Annotated in this window: 21 protein-coding genes; 3 read left to right on the top strand and 18 right to left on the bottom strand. The window is 70.2% G+C overall.

The features are described 5' to 3' along the window. Positions 1-58: 58 nt before the first annotated feature. Together MRBLWH11_RS04180 and MRBLWH11_RS04175 are read right to left on the bottom strand one after the other, a co-directional pair. Positions 59-742, bottom strand: a complete 684-nt coding sequence (locus MRBLWH11_RS04180; protein WP_341946827.1) for a CAP domain-containing protein — start codon at positions 740-742, stop codon at positions 59-61. A gap of 429 nt (positions 743-1171) precedes the next feature. Next, positions 1172-2221 carry an SDR family oxidoreductase gene (locus MRBLWH11_RS04175; RefSeq protein WP_341946826.1) on the bottom strand — a complete coding sequence of 350 codons (1050 nt, stop codon included), beginning with the start codon at positions 2219-2221 and terminating at the stop codon, positions 1172-1174. Between the two features lie 85 nt (positions 2222-2306). On the opposite strand from MRBLWH11_RS04175, the gene MRBLWH11_RS04170 reads away from it, so the two are divergent. After that, positions 2307-2624, top strand: a complete 318-nt coding sequence (locus tag MRBLWH11_RS04170) for a metalloregulator ArsR/SmtB family transcription factor (protein WP_282215181.1) — start codon at positions 2307-2309, stop codon at positions 2622-2624. Positions 2625-2649: 25 nt separating this feature from the next. Here MRBLWH11_RS04170 and MRBLWH11_RS04165 read toward each other — a convergent pair whose 3' ends face one another. The 4 genes from MRBLWH11_RS04165 to MRBLWH11_RS04150 all read right to left on the bottom strand — a co-directional run bounded on the left by MRBLWH11_RS04165 (position 2650) and on the right by MRBLWH11_RS04150 (position 7952). Continuing rightward, positions 2650-5175, bottom strand: a complete 2526-nt coding sequence (locus MRBLWH11_RS04165) for a CHAT domain-containing protein (RefSeq protein ID WP_341946825.1) — start codon at positions 5173-5175, stop codon at positions 2650-2652. An 81-nt stretch (positions 5176-5256) separates the two neighbouring features. Beyond that, a complete protein-coding gene (locus tag MRBLWH11_RS04160) occupies positions 5257-6816 on the bottom strand; it encodes a S8/S53 family peptidase (RefSeq protein WP_341946824.1) in 1560 nt (519 codons plus the stop codon). A gap of 57 nt (positions 6817-6873) precedes the next feature. Beyond that, complete coding sequence (locus MRBLWH11_RS04155; RefSeq protein WP_341946823.1) at positions 6874-7329, bottom strand: hypothetical protein; 456 nt, start codon at positions 7327-7329, stop codon at positions 6874-6876. Then, a complete protein-coding gene (locus MRBLWH11_RS04150) occupies positions 7326-7952 on the bottom strand; it encodes a sigma-70 family RNA polymerase sigma factor (protein ID WP_341946822.1) in 627 nt (208 codons plus the stop codon). The genes MRBLWH11_RS04155 and MRBLWH11_RS04150 overlap by 4 nt, the downstream gene beginning before the upstream one ends. A gap of 90 nt (positions 7953-8042) precedes the next feature. On the opposite strand from MRBLWH11_RS04150, the gene MRBLWH11_RS04145 reads away from it, so the two are divergent. Next, the gene (locus tag MRBLWH11_RS04145) at positions 8043-8261 is read left to right on the top strand and encodes a hypothetical protein (RefSeq protein WP_116636236.1); all 219 of its coding nucleotides are present in this window, start codon (positions 8043-8045) and stop codon (positions 8259-8261) included. 21 nt (positions 8262-8282) lie between these two features. Here MRBLWH11_RS04145 and MRBLWH11_RS04140 read toward each other — a convergent pair whose 3' ends face one another. Further along, positions 8283-9587, bottom strand: coding sequence for an MFS transporter (locus tag MRBLWH11_RS04140; protein ID WP_341946821.1), 1305 nt, complete (start codon positions 9585-9587; stop codon positions 8283-8285). Between the two features lie 74 nt (positions 9588-9661). Between MRBLWH11_RS04140 and MRBLWH11_RS04135 the strand changes: the two genes are divergently transcribed. Next, positions 9662-10252, top strand: a complete 591-nt coding sequence (locus tag MRBLWH11_RS04135; RefSeq protein ID WP_341946820.1) for a helix-turn-helix domain-containing protein — start codon at positions 9662-9664, stop codon at positions 10250-10252. A gap of 18 nt (positions 10253-10270) precedes the next feature. Here MRBLWH11_RS04135 and MRBLWH11_RS04130 read toward each other — a convergent pair whose 3' ends face one another. The 11 genes from MRBLWH11_RS04130 to MRBLWH11_RS04080 all read right to left on the bottom strand — a co-directional run bounded on the left by MRBLWH11_RS04130 (position 10271) and on the right by MRBLWH11_RS04080 (position 20790). Beyond that, positions 10271-10957, bottom strand: coding sequence for a molybdopterin-dependent oxidoreductase (locus MRBLWH11_RS04130; protein ID WP_116636233.1), 687 nt, complete (start codon positions 10955-10957; stop codon positions 10271-10273). A 51-nt stretch (positions 10958-11008) separates the two neighbouring features. Further along, complete coding sequence (locus MRBLWH11_RS04125; protein ID WP_341946819.1) at positions 11009-12115, bottom strand: aromatic acid exporter family protein; 1107 nt, start codon at positions 12113-12115, stop codon at positions 11009-11011. 137 nt (positions 12116-12252) lie between these two features. Beyond that, positions 12253-12939 (bottom strand): hypothetical protein, encoded by a 687-nt coding sequence (locus tag MRBLWH11_RS04120; protein ID WP_341946818.1) that lies wholly within the window; start codon positions 12937-12939, stop codon positions 12253-12255. Continuing rightward, complete coding sequence (locus tag MRBLWH11_RS04115) at positions 12939-13856, bottom strand: ABC transporter ATP-binding protein (RefSeq protein WP_341946817.1); 918 nt, start codon at positions 13854-13856, stop codon at positions 12939-12941. The genes MRBLWH11_RS04120 and MRBLWH11_RS04115 overlap by 1 nt, the downstream gene beginning before the upstream one ends. Then, positions 13853-14260, bottom strand: a complete 408-nt coding sequence (locus MRBLWH11_RS04110; protein WP_341946815.1) for a GntR family transcriptional regulator — start codon at positions 14258-14260, stop codon at positions 13853-13855. Before MRBLWH11_RS04110 ends, MRBLWH11_RS04115 begins: the two co-directional genes overlap by 4 nt. Before the next feature lie 257 nt (positions 14261-14517). Further along, positions 14518-15228 (bottom strand): FCD domain-containing protein, encoded by a 711-nt coding sequence (locus tag MRBLWH11_RS04105; RefSeq protein WP_341946814.1) that lies wholly within the window; start codon positions 15226-15228, stop codon positions 14518-14520. 33 nt (positions 15229-15261) lie between these two features. Next, positions 15262-16704 carry an APC family permease gene (locus MRBLWH11_RS04100; RefSeq protein WP_341946813.1) on the bottom strand — a complete coding sequence of 481 codons (1443 nt, stop codon included), beginning with the start codon at positions 16702-16704 and terminating at the stop codon, positions 15262-15264. 50 nt (positions 16705-16754) lie between these two features. Then, a complete protein-coding gene (locus tag MRBLWH11_RS04095) occupies positions 16755-17534 on the bottom strand; it encodes a carbon-nitrogen hydrolase family protein (protein ID WP_341946811.1) in 780 nt (259 codons plus the stop codon). Positions 17535-17649: 115 nt separating this feature from the next. Then, positions 17650-18156, bottom strand: a complete 507-nt coding sequence (locus tag MRBLWH11_RS04090; RefSeq protein WP_116636225.1) for a helix-turn-helix domain-containing protein — start codon at positions 18154-18156, stop codon at positions 17650-17652. 22 nt (positions 18157-18178) lie between these two features. Then, positions 18179-19801 carry a polyketide antibiotic transporter gene (locus MRBLWH11_RS04085; RefSeq protein WP_341947794.1) on the bottom strand — a complete coding sequence of 541 codons (1623 nt, stop codon included), beginning with the start codon at positions 19799-19801 and terminating at the stop codon, positions 18179-18181. Further along, positions 19801-20790, bottom strand: coding sequence for an ABC transporter ATP-binding protein (locus tag MRBLWH11_RS04080; RefSeq protein WP_341946810.1), 990 nt, complete (start codon positions 20788-20790; stop codon positions 19801-19803). The genes MRBLWH11_RS04085 and MRBLWH11_RS04080 overlap by 1 nt, the downstream gene beginning before the upstream one ends. Positions 20791-20803: the final 13 nt, after the last annotated feature.

The raw sequence follows: 20803 nt of genomic DNA, 5'->3' as shown, positions 1-20803 counted from the left end.
GCCCGAGGCCGCGTGGCCCCGGACCCTCGTCGCGCATTCCTGAGAAGAGCTGCGACCGTCAGGAGCGGCCGAACACCTGCGTCCAGTAGATGCCGTACGGGCCGCCGTGGCCGATGCCGACACCCATCGTCGTGCTGCCGCAGTTCAGGATGTTGGACCGGTGCCCTTCGCTGTTCATCCAGCTCGACATCACGTCCTGCGCCGTGCTCTGACCGGCCGCGATGTTCTCACCGCTGCCGTCGGAGTAGCCGGCCGCCGCGAGGCGATCCCACGGCGAGCGGCCGTCGAGCGACGTGTGACTGAAGTACCCCTGATCCGCCATGTCCTGGCTGTGTGCGCGCGCGACCTCCCCGAGGACGGGGTTGGCCGTGACCGGCGCGCAGCCGGCCGCGGCGCGTTCGACGTTGACCAGGCGCAGCACCTCGGCCGCCGCGGCGGCATCGTCATCCGTCGGCGCGGGTGCGGGTGCGGGTGCGGGTGCCGGAGCGGGTGCCGGTGCTGGTGCAGGGGCCGGTGCGGGTGCCGGCTCGGGGGCAGGTGCCGGTGCAGGCACAGGCTCCGGTTCAGCGGTGGGTACCGGCGTCGGCGTGGGCTTCGGCTTCGGCTTCTGCGTCGGCGTCGGCGCGGGTGAGGGCTGAGCCGTCGGCGTCGGTTCGGCGGAGTGCGCCGCTGCCGGCGTCGCGACGCTCTGGGTCAGGGAGTAGTGACCGCAGAAGGTGGTGATCACGAGGAGAGCGCTCACGACGCTCCACCACGTGCTGTGACGACGAGCATGATCCGTCAGTCGTTGGAAAAACATGGAACCTCCATGCCGGCGCAGTATGCGTATAGACGTAGGCGGGGATATGTGTCCGGGGGTGCGCCGACCTTTTTACCCTAGGTGCAACAACGCGCGTGACGAAGAACTGTGAAGTTTCCGGGGCGCACCCAGAGGGCCTCGGCGTCCCCAGATCGCCGAGGCCCTGCGAGAGCGCCGCGGCCTCCCAGCCGCGGCGCTCCCAGAGCAGAGGGTGTCGTGTCGGATCCGCGCTCCCCAGCGAGCGGATGTCCCCAGCCGACTGCGCCTCCTCGCACCTCACACCTTCGAGGTCCTTCGCATGGCACCTTCTGAAAGACAGGAGCGCCCCGCATCTGTTCTGATACATCGAATGGAGAAAAAGATTCGCGGCCTTCAGGGAATGAGTCGCCGATCGCGGAGGTCCTGGAAGATCCGGAGGAACATCTGCTCGGTGTCCACGTAGCCGTGGAAACCCGCTCGACGTGATTTGGATGTGTCGGCGATGACGTCGTAGTCCCAGGCGAAGACGAAGTCTCCGAACTCCCACGAGGACACGTCGCTGTACGGTGTGCGGCGCAGCCCGTGGCGCTCCACCATCGTCTCCCACAGGGACGCCTTGTCGGCCATGATCTCGCTCAGCCGCATCGGTAGCGGCGGTGCCGTGTCGAGTTCGAAGAAGGCCGCGATCTTCGGCCACATGCTCGACCAGCGGAACATGTCGCCGTTCGTGATGTTGTAGGCCTCGTTGCGGCTGCCCGGCGAGGTGGCCGCCCAGACGGTCGCTGCAGCCAACACGTCGGCGTCCGTCATCTCGATCAGGCTCGTGTACGCGCCGGGCTTTCCAGGGAAGCGCAGCGGAATCCCGAGTTCCTTGCTGATGGAAGCGTAGATCGCGATCACCATCGCGAGGTTCATCGGATTCCCGAGCCCCACGCCGGCGACGACGGAGGGGCGGAGCGCAGACCACGACCACGATGCGCCCGCTTGTCGCCCTTCGAGGAACTGCTGCTGATCCACGTTGAACTCCGGCGGCATGTGCGGGGGATCGCTCTCCTTGGCCGGGGTGGCGAACGGACCCAGGTGCGCGCCGTACACCTTGTATCCCTGCATGAGACTGATGTGCTCCAGCCGCGGCGCGACCGGTTCGATCGCGTCCACGACGTTGACGAGCATGGCCAGGTTGGGCGGCACCAGTTCGGTCCAGCTCGGTCGATCCTGGTAGGCGGCGTAGAACAGGTGCGTGACATCGGTCAGACCGGACAGCCGAGCAACGGTGTCGTCGCGATCGAGCAGGTCGACGGCGATATGGCGGACCGCGCCGCCATCAGGTCCGCCGCGACGCGAGAGCCCCACGACCTTCCATCCGCCCTCTTTCTCGAGGTGCGCGATCAGGTTCCCGCCGATCACTCCCCGCGCTCCCACCACCAACGCTGTCCTGTCCATGACGCTCCCATCGGTAAATCGCGTTTTTACGATCTAAGGACTACCACATAATCGTTAAATCGCGATACTGCGATATGATCGACGCATGGTCGATGAGCATGCGGGGGATGAGCTGGTCACGGTCTTCAAGGCGCTCGCTCATCCGACGCGTCTGGCCATCCTCGGCTGGCTGAAGGAACCCACCTCGTTTCCTCCGCAGGATCAGCCCGCGGAGGACGTCGGTGTGTGCCTCAAGCACATCCAGGCCAGAGCGAACGTGTCTCAGTCGACCGCTTCACAATTCATGGCGACGCTGCAGCGCGCGGACCTCGTGACATGCACCCGAGTGGGGCAGTGGTCGCACTACCAGCGCAACGAGGAGCAGATCGCCCGCCTCGCTCGGGCGGTGGGAACCTCGATCTGAGTCGCGTCATCTCGCTCGATGGAGGTCAGAATCCGTTCCCGTGGCACTGGAACGGCGCTCGCAGGCCGGTGAAGTCGGATGCCGTGGCCAGTGCGACCGCGGGAGCATCGCCCGCGGCGATCCCGGCATGCACGGCGCCGAGCAGCTCGCAGGCGACGTCGTCGGGCACGGCCACCGGGGCGGCGATCACGCACTCCGCCCCCGCGTGCAGCCAGACCCGCGTCATCCCGAGGGCTTCCTCGCCCCACCGGATCGATGAGCGGCCGAGCTCGCACGCCGAGAGGATGACCGTGCCCGGCACGCGGGGGATGAGGTCGACGTCGTAGCCGAACAGCGTTCCGTCGGTCAGCTCGAAGCCGGAGAACAGCGGGTTGTCGACGGCGTGCCGACCGTGGGCGGCGATGTGCAGCAGGTCGACCTCGGCGGCGAGGGCTGTCACGGCGGCGACCGTCGCGTCGGGTCCCTCGATGATCCGCGTGGCGTCCGCAGGCCAGGCGGCCGCCGCCCGACGCACCTCCTCGCCCGCACGAGGAACCCGCGGACCCGCCGCGAAGCCGACCTGCGCCGAGCGGGCACCGCGACCGAGCGCACGCAATTCAGCAAGAACTTGCTCGCCATCGCCCGTCGGGGCGGATTCCGGGAGTCGGACGCGAGTTCGGACTGAATCGTGAACGGCCCGCCAGCGTGACACCGACGTCGCCAGCGTGAAGGCGACGCCGGCCATGCCGGGCAGCATCGCCCAGGGCACGCCGCCCAGCGCGCCGGGTACCGTGATCACGAGCTTGTCGGCGTCCACGGCGGCACCGCGCGCGGGGGCGAGGAGCTCGGCGTCGAGCAGCCGCAGCCGTGCCGCGAGCGCCCGTTCGGTCACCGGACCCATCACGCCGCCGCGCGTGAGTGCGGCCATGTCGAGGTCGGCGCGCAGCCCGTCGAGCGCGGCGCGTACGCGCGGCCAGGAGAGGCCGACGACCGTCGCCCCGGATGCCGTCACCACGACGGCGAGCAGATCGGTGCCCGTGAACACGTACGAGAGCACGGCGGTGTCGCCGGAGAGCGAGGCCGTCGCCTCGGCCAACCCGAGCCGGTCGCGGGTGCCGCCGGACCCCGTCGTCGCCCATTGCCGCTCGCGCACGCGATCGCGCAGACTCCGCACTCTGGCGTCGGTCGTCCAGTCCTGGCCGGCGAGCTCGGCGCGCAGCATCCGCAGTTCCGCGAGGTCGACCGCGAGGTCCTCCTCGTGCGGCGGGCGCACCGGCGCGACCTGTTGGCTGAGGTGCCGCGCCCGCTCCGACCACTCGAACAGCACCGCTGGATCGCCGAGGCGTGCGGCGGCGGAGAGCCCCGCGAACATCAGGTCGCTCCCGTGCATCGCGATCGATGCCTGCAGGTCGAGCGCGCCGAACGACCGCTGCCATGCCGTGAGCAGGTCGAGACCCTCGGCCGCGGCACGGAGCGCATCCCGGTCGCGTCCCGCTGCGGCGGCCCGAGCCGCCCGCACCTCGTGGGCGTGCAGGCGCAGGGGGGTCGGTGCCGCGGGGTCGACCCGCGGCATCCGTCCTGTCCCGTCCCGTCGCGCGCTGAGTCGGAGTCCGGCCGCCTCGGTGCGGAATCCGCTGCGCTCCAGCGTCTTCGCGACGCGCACGAACTCCGCGGCGCCGGGAGGCTTCCGCGGCCGTGCCCGCTGCTGCGCCTCGAGACGCACGGCCTCGGCGCGCGCGGCCCACGCGTGGTTGTCCAGCGCCGTGAAGCGTCGCAGGGCCGTGCGCGCGGCCCGCTCCGCGGCGGCCGGGTCGTGGCGCAGGAGCGACCGCGCGCGATGGAACTCCGCCTCTCCGCGCGCCTGGCGCATGCGCTGCGCCCCGAACTCGCGGGCGACCTGCGCGAGCAGCGTCTCGGCCTCGGTCGTGAGACCGGCGTCTCGGAGCACCTCGGCGCGGTCGAGGTCGCTGATCGCCGCGGCGAGATCGCTGGTCGCAGCGAGGGTCGGACGGGAGCGTGTCATCAGGCTCAGCGCGGTGACGAGGTCTCCGCCGAGCAGGGCCGCATAGCCGAGGTTGTGTCGCGCTTCGGCGAGGGGCTCCTCCGCATCGGCGGCTTCGTACACGGCGACCGCGCGTCGGAGGTCGGCGGTGCACGCGTCCAGCTCGTGCCGCTGCATCCGCACCACCGAGCGGTTCATCAGGCAGTTGGCGAGCTCGATCGTCTCGGCGCCGACGGCCGTGAGTGCGTCGATCGCCTGCGTGAGCATCGTCTCGGCCTCTTCCAGCCGACCGGCGTGCGAGAGGAGGGTGCCGAGCTGACCGCTGAGCACCGTGATCGTCCCGGTGGTCAGGCCCGGGCGGGCGAGCGCCGCGCGACACAGCTGCTCGGCCGCGGCCGGCTCACCGGTCTGGCCGAGCACGTACGCGATCGTCCCGTCGATCCGGGCCCGCAGATCGGGGTCGTCCGTGCGCGCGGAGGCCGCGTCGAGCGCACGCCGCGCCTGCGTGAACCGTCGGGCGTTCGCCGCTTCGACGCCGCGCCGGTGCAGCTCGCTCGCGGACAGGGGCATCCGTCCAGGATGCCGTGCGCCGAGGTTCGGCGGAAGAGCGCGGGCGCCCTGCGTACCCCACGCCGAGCGGATGCCGCGGCGTCAGTCCCGATCGACCGGGGCGGGGAGGCTCTTGAGCACGGCCGCCACGGCCGCGGCGGCGGCATCCGTCTTCACTCCTTCGACGGGCACGGTGCCGAGCTGCGCTGCGATGCGCCCGGCGACGTACGGGGCGGCGAACGAGGTGCCGCTCCACACCGCGAAGCCCCCGCGGTAGTCGTCCGGATCGAGAGTCTCGCGGCGGAGACCGTCGAGGTCGGCCCTCGAGGTCGCCTGTTCGCCGCCGACGAAGGCGGGGGACGTGCTCACCACGGCCGCCCCCGGGGCATAGGTCTGCACCCACGGGCCGACGTTGGAGAACAGGGCGACCGACTGCGCCGACGGGTTGAGCGCGCCGACCGAGACGTGCGGCGCCGCGTCGTCGGGACGGATGCCGTTGTCGGATCCGGGCCACGGCCAGAGGGACGCGGGGAACGACGGACGGTCGATCGCGTCGTTGCCCGCCGAGCACACGACCACGCAGCCGAGCGCGCGGGCTGTCGCCAGCAGCGCGTACAGCGTCATGCTGAAGAGTCCGTCGGTCGGGGTCTCGTGGTAGTACCCGAGCGAGAGGTTGAGCACGTCGATCGGGAAGCCCGTGCTCGGATCCGCGCGATGCCGGCGCAGCAGCTCGACGACCTGGGAGACGGCGATCAGCAGGGCGCTCTCGTCGATCACGCCGAGGGCGCCGGCGACGCGCACCGAGAGGATGTCGGCATCCGGCGCCGCCTGCCGGACGATGCCCGCGATGAACGTGCCGTGACCCGAGACGGCATCGATCTCGCCGTCGAGCTGACCGTACAGATCGGGGTAGCGCTCCGGATCGGCGTCATCGGTCAGGCCGACGGGCACGCCGTCGAGCTCGACCTGACGGGTGACGATGTCGGCGGGCAGCCAGGCGTGCTCACCGCAGCCGGTGTCGAGCACCGCGACGACAGGTCGCCGACCGCGCTTCGGGTCGGGCCCGCGCTGCGGAGCCGGTCCCAGCCAGCTGACCGGCTGCCGGGCGCCGCGACCGGGCTCGAGGTAGTCGTCGCTGCCGCCCGCTCCGGCGCCGCGGATCGGGTTGGTGCGCGTGAACGGGTTCGTCCGCGTGAACGGGTTGGTGCGCGTGAAGGGGTTGAGCCCGACCGGGTCGATCGACAGCACGTGCTCGAGGCTCGTGCGCGGCATCGTCGAGCGCGACATGCGTCGCGCGCGCTGCAGCACCCGCCAGGCGTCGGGTGCGACGGGCGATTCACCTCGGCCCGGCTCGTCGGGTGTCGTCAGGTACGCGCGCCGGAATCCGGGTACGCCGGGGACGAGATCGACGGTCCTCCGCGCCTCGGATTCGATCTCGAGCTGCCAGCCGAACGTGTCGGCGGCATCGCGGAGCGTGCGCACCTCCTGGTCGTACGCCTCCTGATCGTCATCGGTCCGCGTGATCAGCAGCCGCTGCGGCAGATAGGCGGTGGGGAACGCGCGGATGCCGTCGACGGGCTCGAGGCTCGGATCGAGGGCCGTGCCGCGACGCACCGACCCCTCCGCGCGGTCCTGCCAGGTCCATCCCTTGGGCTGCTCCATGGATCATCCTCTCCGTGCGGGTCGCCCCGCGGTGTCATCGACGGGCAGCGCCCGTGCTCACAGCTCGAACTGCGGGGTCGCCAGCGTGCGCGCCGCGTCGCCCTCGCCCGTCGTCAGTCGCACGCGGGTGAGACCGGGCGGCACCTCGTCGAACACGAAGCGCCCGGTCTCGGCGGGTGACGTCGACGCCGACCTCTCCCCCTGGGTCAGGACGATCTCGGCGGTGGCCGTATCGACCCAGCCGTCGACCCTCCGTCGCCCCGTCGCCGTCGTCGTGACGTGCAGCAGGATGCTGGTGGTGCCGTCGCTGAACTGCAGGGTGAGGGCATCCGCGTCTCCGCGCACGGCGCCGAGCTCACCCTCGACCAGGGTGAGCAGGGCGTACTCCCGCGTGAGGCCGTCGGCGGCGACCGCGGCCACCATGCGGTCGATCAGATCGGCGGGCACCGGGTCGACCTCGCGCCAGAGCGTGCGCAGGCGGGCGAAGACCTCGGCGTCCTCGTGGTCGCTCATGGGAGTCCTCCCGTCTTCGGCGTCGGAGGTGCGTCCAGCAGGGCGCGCAGCTTGGCGAGGCAGCGGTTGCGGGTCGGTCCGATGCTGCCGACCGGCATCCCGAGGTCCGCCGCGATCCGTGCGTAGTCAGGCCGCTCGTCGAACGCGATCACGCGCAACAGCCGCTGGCAGCGTTCCGCGAGGCGCTGCACCGCCGACCAGAGCCGGCGGTTCTCGTCGCCGGTGGCCGCGTGCTCCTCGGCGGACGTCTGCTCGGGGAGCAGGGCATCGAGGTCATCGGCATCCGTCGTGTCCACGCGGCCGTGCGCCTTGCCGACCTTCCAGGCCTCGCGTCGCGCCGTGGTGGTGAGCCAGGCCGACACCGCCCGCGGGTCCGCGATCGAGCCGTGCCCGCGCACCAGCTGCAGCCAGGTGGTCTGCACGGCGTCTTCGGCGAGCGTGCGCTCGAGCCCGTAGGCGCGCACGACGTGCCAGAGCACGGGCGTCATCAGACGCACGAGCTCGTCCATCGCGTGACCGTCGCCCTCGCGCCATGCGTCGAACAGGTCTGCGGCTCGCTCCCAGCGTGCAGGGCCGCCGCCCGATGCAGGATCGAGAGCGGCGCCGGGTGCACCGTCGATCATGAAGCCCATTGTGATCACACCTACCAGGAGCACGGCAAGAGCATCCTGATACATGTCCGCGTCCAAGAATTCCGTCGCTACGGTGGAGGAGTGATCCCCCTCGCCATCGTGCTCTTCCTCAATGCCGCCTTCAACGCGATCGTGTGGCCGCAGTTCTACAAGCGGGTCGCGAGAGATCCGCGTGCGCGCGACGAGAACGGCAAGGCGACGACGTTCCTCACGGTGCACGTCGTGCTCATCTCGATCGCCCTCGTGCTCGCGCTGGTCTCGGTGCTGCTCGGCATCGCGGCCCTCACCGGCGCGCTCTGACCGGATCGCGACCGAGGCCCGTCAGGCCGATTCGTACTGCTTCGCGTGCGCGGCCCACTGCGACTCGACGGGCAGCGCGCGCAGCGCCCGGTTGCCCAGGGCGAGGGCGACCGCGACGAGGCAGAGCCCTGCGCAGATGAGGAGCGTCCACTCCCGCCCGAGCCAGCTGAGGCCGAAGCCGGCGATGAGCGGCGCGAGCGGCAGGGCGCCCATGCCGAGCACGCCGGCGGCGCTGTTCGCCCGCCCGAGCAGGTGGGTCGGCGTCGCGACCATGAAGTAGCCCATCATCCCGGCGTTCAGGGCGGGGAGCATCAGCACCGCCGCTCCCAGCACCACGACGATCGCCCAGGGTTCGGTGACCATCGAGAGGACGACGGAACCTGCTGCCGCGGACGACAGCCCGATGATCGCCAGGACCCCGGCCCGCACCCGGGGCACGAGCAGCGGGGCGACGACAGCGCCGGCGAGCATGACCGCGCCGATTGCCGCGGTCATCCCGCCGATCAGGATCTCCGGGTATCCCTCCTGCTGCAGGGAGTAGATGACCGTCGTGGTCGCCGCGTTGAATCCGAGGTTGATGATCGTGATGATGAGCAGCACGCCGCCGAGGTCGGGGCGGGACATCAGCCACCCGAAGCCCTCGCGCAGCTCGGCCCAGGCGTTCGGTTTCGCCTTCGCCGTTTCCGCGCTCGCGGAGGGATCGCTCTCGGCTCCGGCATCCACGATCCCGGCGCGGCGCGCCTCGCGGCCGAGCATCCAGGCGGTGACGGCGGCGACCAGGTGACAGAGGGTCATCGCGACCCCGACCAGCCACCCGCCGACGCCGAGCAGGAGTCCGCCGATCGGGCCGCCGGCCAGTTGCAGCGCGGCATCCCGGCCCTGATTCGCGGCCTGCGCGCGTCCCATCGCCTCGTCCGGCACGATCTCCTTGATCGCGCTCTCGCCGGCGACGTCGAACAGCCCGCTGCGCGCGGCGAGCAGGATGTCGATGACCAGCAGGGAGCCGAAGGTGAGCGCATCGCCGAGGGCGAGGAGCGTGAAGCCGCCGGCGAGCACGATGCCGATCAGCGACCCGAGGATCATGAGGGCGATGCGGCGGTGACGGTCGGCGAGGATGCCGCCGGCGAGGGTCATGAGGAGCCGGGCGACCATGCCCGCTCCGCCGATGATGCCGGCCTGCGCGGGGTCGTTCGTCACGATGAGCGCGAGCAGGGGGATCGCGAAGCCGAAGAGGGACGCGGCGAGGCCCTTGCTCGTATCGCTCACGAGCCACGTGAGATAGCGGCGGTTGCGCCAGAGGCGGTGCGGGGCGCTCGTCGTGCTCATGATCCGAGGATAGATGTGCAAGAACACTTGCGCAAGTTTAATTGCGCAAGTTTGAGTGCAGGTATGATCGGGACATGGCGGCGGATGCGGTGACGGGATCGGACGAGGATCCGCAGTGGATGACCTCGGCGATGCTGAAGGCGTACTCCCATCCGCTGCGGCGCCGCATCCTGCGACTGATCGCCCGCCGCGAGTTCATCCGCGCGGCCGATGCCGCGGCCGAGCTCGCTGTTCCGGCGAACAGCGTGAGCTTCCACCTGCGCACCCTCGCGGATGCCGGCCTCATCGAGGAGGCGCCGGAGAAGGCGCGCGACCGCCGCGACCGGGTGTGGACCGCTCGGAAGGGGGCGCTCAACGTCGGCGGCCCGGAGAGCCCCGTCGCCGACGAAGCCCTGGGCGCCGCGGTGATCGCGGCGCTCGCCGACGATCATCAGGAGCTGATCCGGCGCGTGATCGCCTGGACGCCCGAGTATGTCGCCGGCCGGACGACCGAGATCCATGCCGCGTTCACACAGCGCACGATCCGACTCACCGAGGCTGAGTTCGACGACGTCATGGTGAAGATCCACGAGGTACTGTCGGCCGCCGACGAGGCGCACGACGACGAGGATCCGAACGGGCGGTTCTGGCAGATGGACCTGATCGCGGCAGACGACACGATCTAGCGGCTTCTCGCTGCCTCCCTAGCGTTCGGCACGCGGAGCAGGAAGCCGCGCCACGAGGCGGTACAGCGGTCGGGTGAGCCACGACGGAAGGTGGCGATGCCGCTCCTCCTGCCAGACGCGAGCCCTGTCATGCGGGTGGACCGCCCGAAGCGCACGCTGCACGCTCCGCCGCGGGTGGAACACGGCTTCGGGTTCGTCGACATGCAGTTCGATGCGTGTCAGGTGCTTCGTGTTGATGTACCCGTACTGGTCGGGGCTGACCAGTCGGACGGGGGCGCCGTGCTCCGGTGCGAGCGGCTCACCGTCGAGCCGATCGGCGAGGAGCACGTTCGCGCCGACGGCATCCTCCCGCCGCACGATGGAGCGGTACCCGTCCGCTCCGACGAAGACGAGGAAGGCGATGCGTCCGCCGTCGGCGGCCTGCGGAAGGATGAGCTGGTTCAGCACGTCTTCGAAGCGCCATCCCTCCCACCTCAGGCCCGTCGCGGACCAGCCCGCGACGCAGTGGAAGTCGGCGTCGATCGATGCGCGAGGCAGCGATCCGAGGGTGGCATCGGAGACGGCGGCTGCTCCCGTCACAGCGCCGGTGATCTCGATGTCGATCTCGGATGCCGTCACCGGAGGAGGCGAATGCAGGTCGATGCCGAACCGGGGAAAGCCGATGACGGCGCGCTGTCCCGGCGGCAGCTTCGTCGGCTGTGGCATCCGAGCGCTCCCTTCCCTCTGTCGTGCGTCCATTCAACACCGACACATCGGTCAGTCGTCGTGGTTCCTCGCTTCGCCTCCGCTGAGGATGAGGATCCGGCGCAGGTGCATCGCCGTCAGCACACCGGGACCCATGGAGCTGCGCACGTCGAAGGTGCGGTCGTCGACCTGCTCGAGCAGCAGGCGGATGGCGCGCGCCGCCTCGCCGCGCTCCCGATGACTCTCGCTCGACGAGGGATCCTCCTGCGCGATCACCTCCGCGACCGCGTGACACGCGGCTGACAGGGGCTCCGGCAGGGTGGGGTCGAGCGGCAGGGCGGCCGGCCGGTCCCAGATCGTGTCGGCCGTGGCATCCGAGATGTCGCGGATGAGGTGCGCGACCCGGTCGAGGGTCGCCAGCTCATCGTGGATGTGCTGCGTGTCACCGCGCCGACCCCACGCCCGGGGGTTGCCACGGCGGCTCTCGTCGGCCTCCGCGAGCTCGGAGCGCAGCTCGGCGGCGGTGTCCGCGAGGGAGGCGGCATCGTCGGCCCACTGCTGGTGCTCTGGTGGCCATGACTCCGACACCGCGGAGCCGATGTCGTGCAGGTGCGATCCCAGCTGTGCGCGGAACGCATCCACCCGTGCCTCCGCCGCCTTCGTGAGGGGAGCGGGCGCGATCAGCACGTTCACCAGGAGCCCGATCACCACGCCGACCGCCATCTGCGTGAGGTAGCCGAGGGAGTAGTCGTCGGCATCCTGTCCGCCGACGACCAGCACGAACAGCGCCGCGATCGGGACGTACTCGCGTCCGGCGCCGAACCAGCCGGTGCCCGAGAGCAGCACGCCGACGCCGATGACGAGCGGGACTGTCCACCAGGTCGGGCCGATCGTGAGGATCACGAGCGTCGCGAGGCCGATCCCGGTCGCGAGTCCGAGCAGCGTCTGCAGGCTCGTCTTCGCCGAACCCATCAGGGTGGGGTACATGCTCACCAGCGCGCCGAGGGGAGCGTAATAGGGGTACTCGTCGGTCACTCCGGGCATGTGCGGCGCGATCGTCCAGGCGAGCCCGACGGCGAGCGTCGTCTTCGCGACGAACAGCAGCCGCGCCGGGAGCACGGCCTCGCGGAGGGAGCGCGCGATGCCGGATCGGCGCGTGCGCAGCGGGGAGGTCTTCACGTGCAGCGACACTAGTCGTCGGCATCCGCCGCGGACACCCGGTTGCATCACGAGCCGATGGCAGGTAGCGCGTGCCGCCTGACACGCCGACGCCGGCCGCCTCGAGGGGAGACCGGCGTCGGACGGATCGATGCGGATCAGGGGATCGTCCGCCGGAAGGCGAGGAACGAGACCGCCGTGAGCACCGCGGTGACGACGAGACCCCAGAGCGCGAGCCCGAGCGCGCCGAGGTCCATGATCCCCGCGCCCACGTGGTTCCACAGGTCCAGTCGCGTCACCAGGAACACCAGGCCGATCAGCGCGAGAGAGAGCGCGACGCTCACGATGATGAGGACGAGCTGTCCCCAGCTCTTGTAGATCGTCGCACCGGTGAAGCCGAGCACGAAGAAGAAGAGCGCGAGGGTGAAGAAGACGATGAAGGCCCCGCCCGGACCTGCATTCCACAGCCACGGCAGGTAGAACAGGTAGCCGTTGACGCCGTAGCCGTTCGTGGCGACCTCGATGCCGCCGCCGATCAGGAACAGCACGCCCATGAGCGCACTGGCGAGGATCGCGGTGAGCAGCGTGCCGAAGAAGAACTCCCGACGGGTGATGCTCATCGCCTGCGAGAACGGGAAGGTCAGGGTCATCGCCGACATCCCGATCGCGAAGAAGTACCAGAGCGGAGCCTGGCCTCCGCCGCCGTACTTCGGGGTGTCGACCGGGATCATCGCGTAGATCAGGATCGAGATCAGGGTCGCCGCCGCGAGGATCATCAACGGGTACCAGACGAAGGTGCCCTTGTTGATCAGCTGCAGGCGGATGACGTTGATCGTGCGTCGCATCAGCGGACCTCCTCTTTCGTGGTGGTGTCTGTGGTTGCGGAGCGGGACTCGGCCTTCTGGGTGAGTCGGACGACCAGCTGCTGCAGCGAGACCGGAGCGAGGTCCAGCCCGGATGCCGTGACCTCGGCCCGCTCCTCGGCGGAGAGCCGCCCGAGCACGGTGACGGATGCCACGCGGCCGAGAGCCTCGCGGTGCAGCACCTCGCGGCCGGAGACCCAGGCGTCGACCTTGGCGGCGTCGCCCACGACGGTGACGGCGCGCTCGCGGACGGCATCCGTGTCCTCGTTCAGGAGGATCTGGCCGTTGTCGATCACGATGACCTTCTCGATGAGGTTCGAGACCTCGTCGATGAGGTGCGACGACAGGATGATCGTGCGCGGGTGCTCGGCATAGTCCTCGACGAGGCGGTCGTAGAAGATCTGCCGGGCGACGGCGTCGAGCCCGAGATACGGCTCGTCGAAGAAGGTGATCTCGGCGCGGGAGGCGAGACCGATGATCACGCCGACCGCGGAGAGCTGACCGCGGGACAGCTTCTTGATCGTCTGCTTCATGGGCAGCTGGAACTCGGAGACGAGTTCGTCGGCGAACGCCTGGTCCCAGTTCGGGAAGAACAGGCGCGCCGCCTTGAACGCGTGCTTCGGGTAGGCGTCGTCGGGGTACTTCTGGCTCTCGCGGACGAAGCAGATCCGGCCGAGGACGTGCGCGTTCTCGTACGGGTGCTCGCCGAAGACCTTGACGGTGCCGGAGGACTCGAAGTTCTGCGCGGTGAGGATCGACATGAGCGTGGTCTTGCCGGCGCCGTTGCGGCCGAGCAGGCCGTAGATGGCGTTTCCCTCGATGCTGAGCGAGACGTTGTCGAGCGCTCGCTTCTCCTTGTAGCGCTTGCTGAGGTTCTGCACCTCGATGACGGCGGTCATGCGGGGGTCTTCCCTTCTGCGGTGGTGGCCGGGGTCTCCCGGGTCGTCTGTGCGGCGCGCTGCCGGAGCAGGGCCGCGAGGTCGTCGGGGCTGAGGCCGAGCGTGCGGGCCTCAGCGAGGAGCGGGTCGATGTAGCGGTCGGCGAATGCCGAACGGCGCTCGCCGAGGAGCAGCTCCCTCGCTCCGTCGGCGACGAACATGCCGATGCCTCGGCGCTTGTAGAGCACTCCCTTGTCGGTGAGCATGGCGACTCCCTTCGCTGCGGTGGCGGGGTTGATCCGGTAGAACGAGGCCAGCTCGTTGGTCGACGGCGCCTGGGCCTCCTCGGCGAGGGAACCGTCGACGATCGAGTCCTCGATCTGTTCGGCGATCTGGAGGAAGAGCGGCTTGCCTTCTTCGATCACGAGTCCTCCGCGGGGTTGGTGGGTTACTTACATGAGTAACTAACCATAGAACCCGACGAGGTGTCAACCCCTTCCGCGTCGCGGATCATGTCGTCGGCCGGGCACGACTTCGGAGCAGGCGACTGCACGACTTCGGAGATTCCCCGCGGCGCGCCGACACGGCGACCGGTCGGTCGGCGTGTCGCGTCCGGACTCCGAAGTCGTGCACGGCCGGCGGATGCCGGGGGCGAGGGCCGGCGGATGCCGGAGGTGGGGCGTCAGGTGCGGGGGAGGCCGACGTACATCGAGGCGTGCAGCTCGGCGACGTGGTCGAAGGCGAGGCGGCTCGCAGTCGCGGCATCCTGCGCCCGAAGGGCTGCGAGCAGGCGGGCGTGCTCATCGTTCGAGGCGCGGAGGTAGTCGATCCGGTACGGGATGAAGTACGCGTAGAGCTCGTGGGACACCCGGTGGTGGAGCTCGGCCGCGCCGCTGACACCGGATGCTTCGGCGAGGGCGGCGTGGAAGGCGCTGTCCGCGGTACGGAAGCCGGTCCAGTCCGCCGCGCTCCGCATGTCCTCGACCAGCGCGTCCATGCGCGCCAGCGAGACCTCATCCGGACGCGTGCTCACGAGGGCTGCGAGCCCCGCCTCGATCGTGGCGCGCTGATCGATGAGCGCGTGAACGTGCGCGGCATCCGCTCGGTACGCGTCGATCTCGACCACGGTGCCGACGGTGGGGGCGTCTGCGATGAACGTGCCGCCGGCGTGACCCGGACGTCGCACCACGACGCCCTCGTCGCTGAGCAGTCGATAGGCGCGCCGCACCGTCATCTCGCTGACCTCGAACGCCCGTGCCGTGTCTTCCGGTCCGGGGAGGCGCTGCCCCGGGGAGAGCATGCCGAGCTCGACGGCGAGTGAGATCCGCGCCCGAACCGTGTCGACAGCGGTCGTGCGGCGGATCGAGCCGAGGGCGGGGGAGGCCAGGTCCATCGCACTCCCCCGTCTCGTGTCGGTCGGCGCGTCTCAGTCCGCCGTGGTCTCCTCGACCGGCTGGGTGTCGAGTCGGAAGCGCCTGCCCAACACGATACCGATGACCATGGCCGCGACGGGAATGAGCGCGAGTGCGACGCTCACGGCGACGCTCCCGCCGGTCACGAGCGTGAAGTTCGACAGCACCAGCCAGAGTGCGAAGGCGAGTCCGACGACCGAGAGGATCGGGAAGACCCTCGCGCCCAGGGAGCGTCCGGCGACGAGTTCCGGACGGCGGACGAAGAACACCAGCACCGCGATCGACGTCGTCAGCATGAGCAGCACCATGCCCACAGTGGCGACGCCGGCCATCGAGCCGAACACGCCGACCAGCGGATCGAGCCCGAGGAGTGCGAGGACCGCGAGCAGGACCGCAGCGGTGATCGTCTGCACGACCGACGAGAACGCCGGCGAGTGGTGCGAGGCGTGGCGGCGGCCGAGTCTCGCGGGGAGCACGGCCTTCTGCGCGAGCGTGAACTGGTAGCGGGCGATCACGTTGTGGAACGACAGCACGCACGCGAACAGGCTCGTGATGAGCAGCACCTGCACGACGTCACGCAGGATCGGGCCGAGGTACTGCGTCGTGGTGTCGAGCAGCAGGTTGCCCTCGCCGGCGAGCGTCTGCTGTGCGACCGCGACCGCGTTGCTCGCTCCGACGCCGGTCACGAGTGCCCAGCAGGAGATGGCGTAGAACACGCCGATGATGATCACGGCGAGATAGGTCGCACGCGGGATGGTCTTCTCCGGGTTGCGGGCCTCGTCGCGGAAGACGGCCGTGGCCTCGAAGCCGATGAACCCGGTGAGGGCGAAGAGCACGGCGACCCCGATGCCGCCCGAGAAGACGTACGACGGGTCGAAGGTCTCCAGCGCGATGCCCTCGGCGCCGCCGGTCGCGAAGATGACCACGTCGAGCACGACGACCACCAGGATCTCGAGCGCGAGCGCAACCCCGAGGACCTTGGCGCTCAGATCGATGTGGCGATACCCGAGCACGGCGACGATCGCCATCGTCGCGAAGGAGTACAGCCACCACGGCAGGCTCGGGCCGCCGAAGAACGTGACGAGATCGTCGACCGCCCAGCCCATGTATCCGTAGATGCCGACCTGGATCGCGGTGTAGGCGACCAGGGCGGTGAAGGCGGAGCCCAGTCCGAGTCGCGAGCCGAGGCCCGCGGTCACGTACGAGAAGAACGCGCCGGCCTCCTTCACGAAGGGCGTCATGGTGACGAAGCCCACGGAGAAGACGAGCAGGATGACGGCGGCGAGCGCGAAGCCGATCGGCGCCCCTGGTCCGTTGCCCGCGCCGATGGCGATGGGGACGTTGCCGCCGATGACGGTGAGGGGAGCGGCCGCGGCGATGACCATGAAGACGATGGCGCCGGTGCCGAGCTGGCCGTCGAGGCGCTGTCGCGGCTCGACGAGAGGGGAGACGGTCATGGTGTCGCTTTCGCAGAGGGTCCGGTGGCGGACGCGGAAGGGGAGGGCGTTCAGTAGAGCTCGGGTCGACGGTCGGCGAGGTACGGGTTCTCCTGCCGGGCTCGCCGGGTCGCATCGGGATCGATCGTGGCGATCATGAGGCCGATGTCCGTCGCGCCGAGGGAGGCGAGCGCCTCGCCGTCGGGAGCGACGATGCTGCTGCGTCCGACGTAGGTGAGATCGCCTTCGACGCCGACGCGGTTGACATAGATCACGTGGATCTGGTTCTCCCACGCACGCACCGGGATGAGCCGCTCGGCGATGTGCGCGAAGGGCTCCATCTGCGCGGTCGGCACGATGACGGCATCCGCGCCGCCGATGGCGGCCCGACGCACGGTCTCGGGGAACTCGACGTCGTAGCAGATCAGCACCGACACCCGCGCGCCATCGATCTCGACGATGCCGGGGAGCGTGTCGCCCTGCGTGAACAGGCTGCGGTCGAGCGCGCCGAAGAGGTGGGTCTTGCGGTAGCGCAGCAGCTCGGTGCCGTCGCGGTCGACCATCACCAGGGAATTCGTGATGCTGCCATCCGGGAGCGTCTCCGGGAGGCCGGCGACGATGGCGATCCCGCTGTCCAGGGCGATGCGGGTGATCCGGTCGACGAGGCCCGGCGTCGCCAGCGGTGCCAGGCGATCGCCGATGTTGTAGCCCGTGACGAACATCTCGGGGGTGACGAGGATGCGCGCGCCTCTCGCAGCCGCTTCGCCGGCGGCCGCGGCGACGACGGCGAGGTTGGCATCGACGTCGCCGGGCGTGCCGTGGTGCTGAAGTCCGGCGATGGTCAGGGTCATGCGGATGCTCCTCGTGCGTCGATGCACCTATCAAACAGCTCAAACTGATCTATTTGATGTCCATTGTGTTTCGTTCGCGTGTCATCCGCAAGGGCCTGAACGCAGAACGGGTCGCTCAGTCCGTGATGTCGCGGCGCAGCGCGCGCCACTCCTCGACGATCTGCGGCATCCGGGCGGAGAGGTACCGGAAGAACTCGGCGAGCTCGACGGCCCGGTCCTGAGCGCCCGGGTCGTCGTCGTGTTCGGCGGCGATGTCGTCGATGTACCCGGCGAGGCTCGTGTAGACGGGCACGTTCCCGGCCATCGAGCTCGCGAAGGTGTCGTGCACGAACTCGTAGCGGTCGCGGCGATCGCCCGGCGAGGAGCGGCGCTGGATGAAGTGCAGCCGCTGCAGGTAGCGGACGGCACCCGACACCGCTGCTGCCGAGACCCCGAGCCGGTCGCCGATCTGGGCGGCCGTGTAGCCGCCGTCGGGGGCGGCGACGAGAGCCATCATCACGCGGGCCGGCATGCGCGACATCCCCGCGGCCGTCAGCATCGCCGCGGCCTGCTCGGCGGGACCGATCGCGCGGTGCACACCCGTCGCGGACGCCGCCGCATCCGCCCGCTCGTCGTCGGCCATCACGCTCCCCTCGTCCGCATGCTCAGCCGCCCGTCGCGAGCTCGCGGCGTCGCATGAGCGAGAGGGATGCTGAGAGTCCCGCGCCCACGGCCAGCACGAGCCACCAGAGTCCGCGCACATCGACGCCCTCGCCGTCGACCACCGGGGTCACGGCGAACGGGGAGATGTTCGCGGTCCACTCCGGGAGGCCGAACAGGGGGCCGAACATCCCGAGCATGGTCGCGACGAGCACGAGGGTCCAGGCCACGCCGATCGTGGCGCGCGGCACGAGCACGAACACCAGCGCGGTGAGCACGGTGAACACCGACGCGGCGATCGCCTGCCCGAGTCCCGCGACCGCGACGATCCGGTAGAGCGAGTCGTCGGCATCCGTCGCCCGGATCCCGGCCCAGCCAGCCAGGACGGCCGCGGCGACGACGATCAGCACGGCGATCGTGCCGACGATCACGTAGTCGGCGAGCCAGCGCACGCGACCGACGGGAGTGGCCAGCACGGCTTCCGCCGTGCCGCGGGCCTCCTCCTGCCGCGCGCGCACGACCGTCTGCACGGCGCAGCACGCGGCGAGGATGCCGAGGAGCGTGAAGAACACCGTGATCACGACCTCGTCGAGTCCGCCGGTGGCGCCGCCGATCTTCGTCAGGATGTCGGCGACGGCCGGGTTCTCGCCCGAGATCTGGTCGACGAGACCGCTGAGAGTGGTGGCGAGGATGCCGGTGACCGCTCCGCCGACCGCCCAACCGACGATCGCGCCCGACGTGAGCCGCCAGACCAGCGCGTGCGGAGAGGCGAGGCCGGATCGGGCCGAGATCCGACCGGGACGCTCGGCCACGAAGCTCGCATCGATGTCGCGCATCGACTGCAGCACGACGGATGCCGTGGCGAGCACGAGACCGAGGCCGAGGCCGAGGAAGACCGGTCCCACGAGGTCCGCGTCGTACGGCCGGGTCTGCTCGGCCCAGGCGAAGGGAGAGATCCACGCGAACCAGGCGCTCGTCAACCCGGAGAGGTCGTCGTCCGGCGTGCCGGCGGCGTTGCCGAGGCCGCGGATGAGGAACGTCGCCACGAGCACCCACACGGTCAGGGAGTTCGCGCCACGGGAGGTGCGCATCAGCTGCGCCGCCAGCAGCCCGATGCCGAGGAACGCGATGCCGGTGGCGCCGGCCGCGGCTCCGGAGAGCAGCGACCCCGCTGCCGGCAGGCCGGTCGCGAGCAGTGCCAGAGCGGTGAGCACGGCGAGCACGAGATTGGCGAGGATGCCGTGCACGATGGTCACGATCGTCGGAAGGCGTCGTCCGGCCGGGGTCGCCCAGACGAGCTCCGAGCGTCCCGCCTCCTCGTCTCCGCGCGTGTGCCGGACGGCGAGGAACGTGCTCATCAGCGCCGCGAGCAGCGCGAGCCAGGGCAGGATCTCGAACGCCAGGAACGCTCCCTCCGACGTGCCCGACGGCAGCCCGCGGAACATCAGGATCACCGGGTTCGCGAGCGCCGCGGCCAGGATGTTCTGCCGGTCCTCGAGGGTCGAGTACGACTGGGTGACACCGGCGTATCCGGCGCCCGCCATCGCCGCGGTGCCGAGGATCCACAGGGTGAGCTGGAGCCAGTCGCGCCGGATGCGCTGCCGCAGCAGCACGCCGAAGGTCGACATCACGCCTGCTCCTTCGCGCGGCGCGCACGGCGGGTCTGCGGCCGGGCGTCGTCCGTCGGGCCCTCCTCTGCGGCTTCGAGCGCCGCGAGGTCGTCGCCGTAGTGGCGCAGGAACAGCTCCTCGAGCGACGGCGGCGCGACGCGGAGGTCGCTGATCCCGAGCGCCGCGAGCGCGGGAAGAACGGCCGCGGTGCGATCGCTGTCGACCGTGACGCGGATGCGGTCGTTCTGCACCGTCGGATCGTGGACGTCGGGGATCCCGGCGACCTGGTCGAGCGAGATGCCGGATGCCGTGAACGACACGTCGCTGCGGGTGAGATGCCGAAGCTCAGAGAGGGTGCCGCTCTCGACGATGCGGCCGGCGCGGATGATCGACACCCGGTCGCACAGCTGCTCGACCTCGCTCATGATGTGGCTCGACAGCAGCACGGTCGCGCCGTTCGCGTGGGCTCGGGCGACCTCGCGCTGGAAGATCACCGCCATGAGAGGATCCAGGCCGCTGGTCGGCTCGTCGAGGATGTAGAGATCGGCGGGCACCGCGAACGCGGCGATGAGGGCGACCTTCTGCCGGTTGCCCTTCGAGTACGCGCGGCCCTTCTTGCGCGGATCGAACTGGAACGCGTCCATGAGCCGCGTCTTCTCGTGCTGGTACGCGGCATCCTTCGTGTGCGCACCGCGCAGTCGGGCGAGCAGATCGACGGCTTCACCGCCCGAGAGCGTAGGCCACACGCTGACGTCGCCGGGGACGTAGGCGATACGGCGGTGCAGGTCGACGGCGCGGTTCCACGGGTCCTCGCCGAACACGGCCGCTTCGCCGCTCGTACGCCGTGCGAGACCGAGGAGGATGCGGATCGTCGTCGACTTCCCCGCGCCGTTCGGGCCGAGGAAGCCGTGCACCTGCCCGTGCTCGACGGTGAGGTCGAGTCCGTCGAGGGCGTGGACGTGACCGTAGTGCTTGGTGAGGCTCCGGGTGTCGATGACTGTGGTCATGGCGGCGACGCTA

Source organism: Microbacterium sp. LWH11-1.2 (assembly GCF_038397745.1).
Taxonomy (GTDB): Bacteria; Actinomycetota; Actinomycetes; order Actinomycetales; family Microbacteriaceae; genus Microbacterium.
This window is presented reverse-complemented; position numbering and strand designations above follow the sequence as displayed.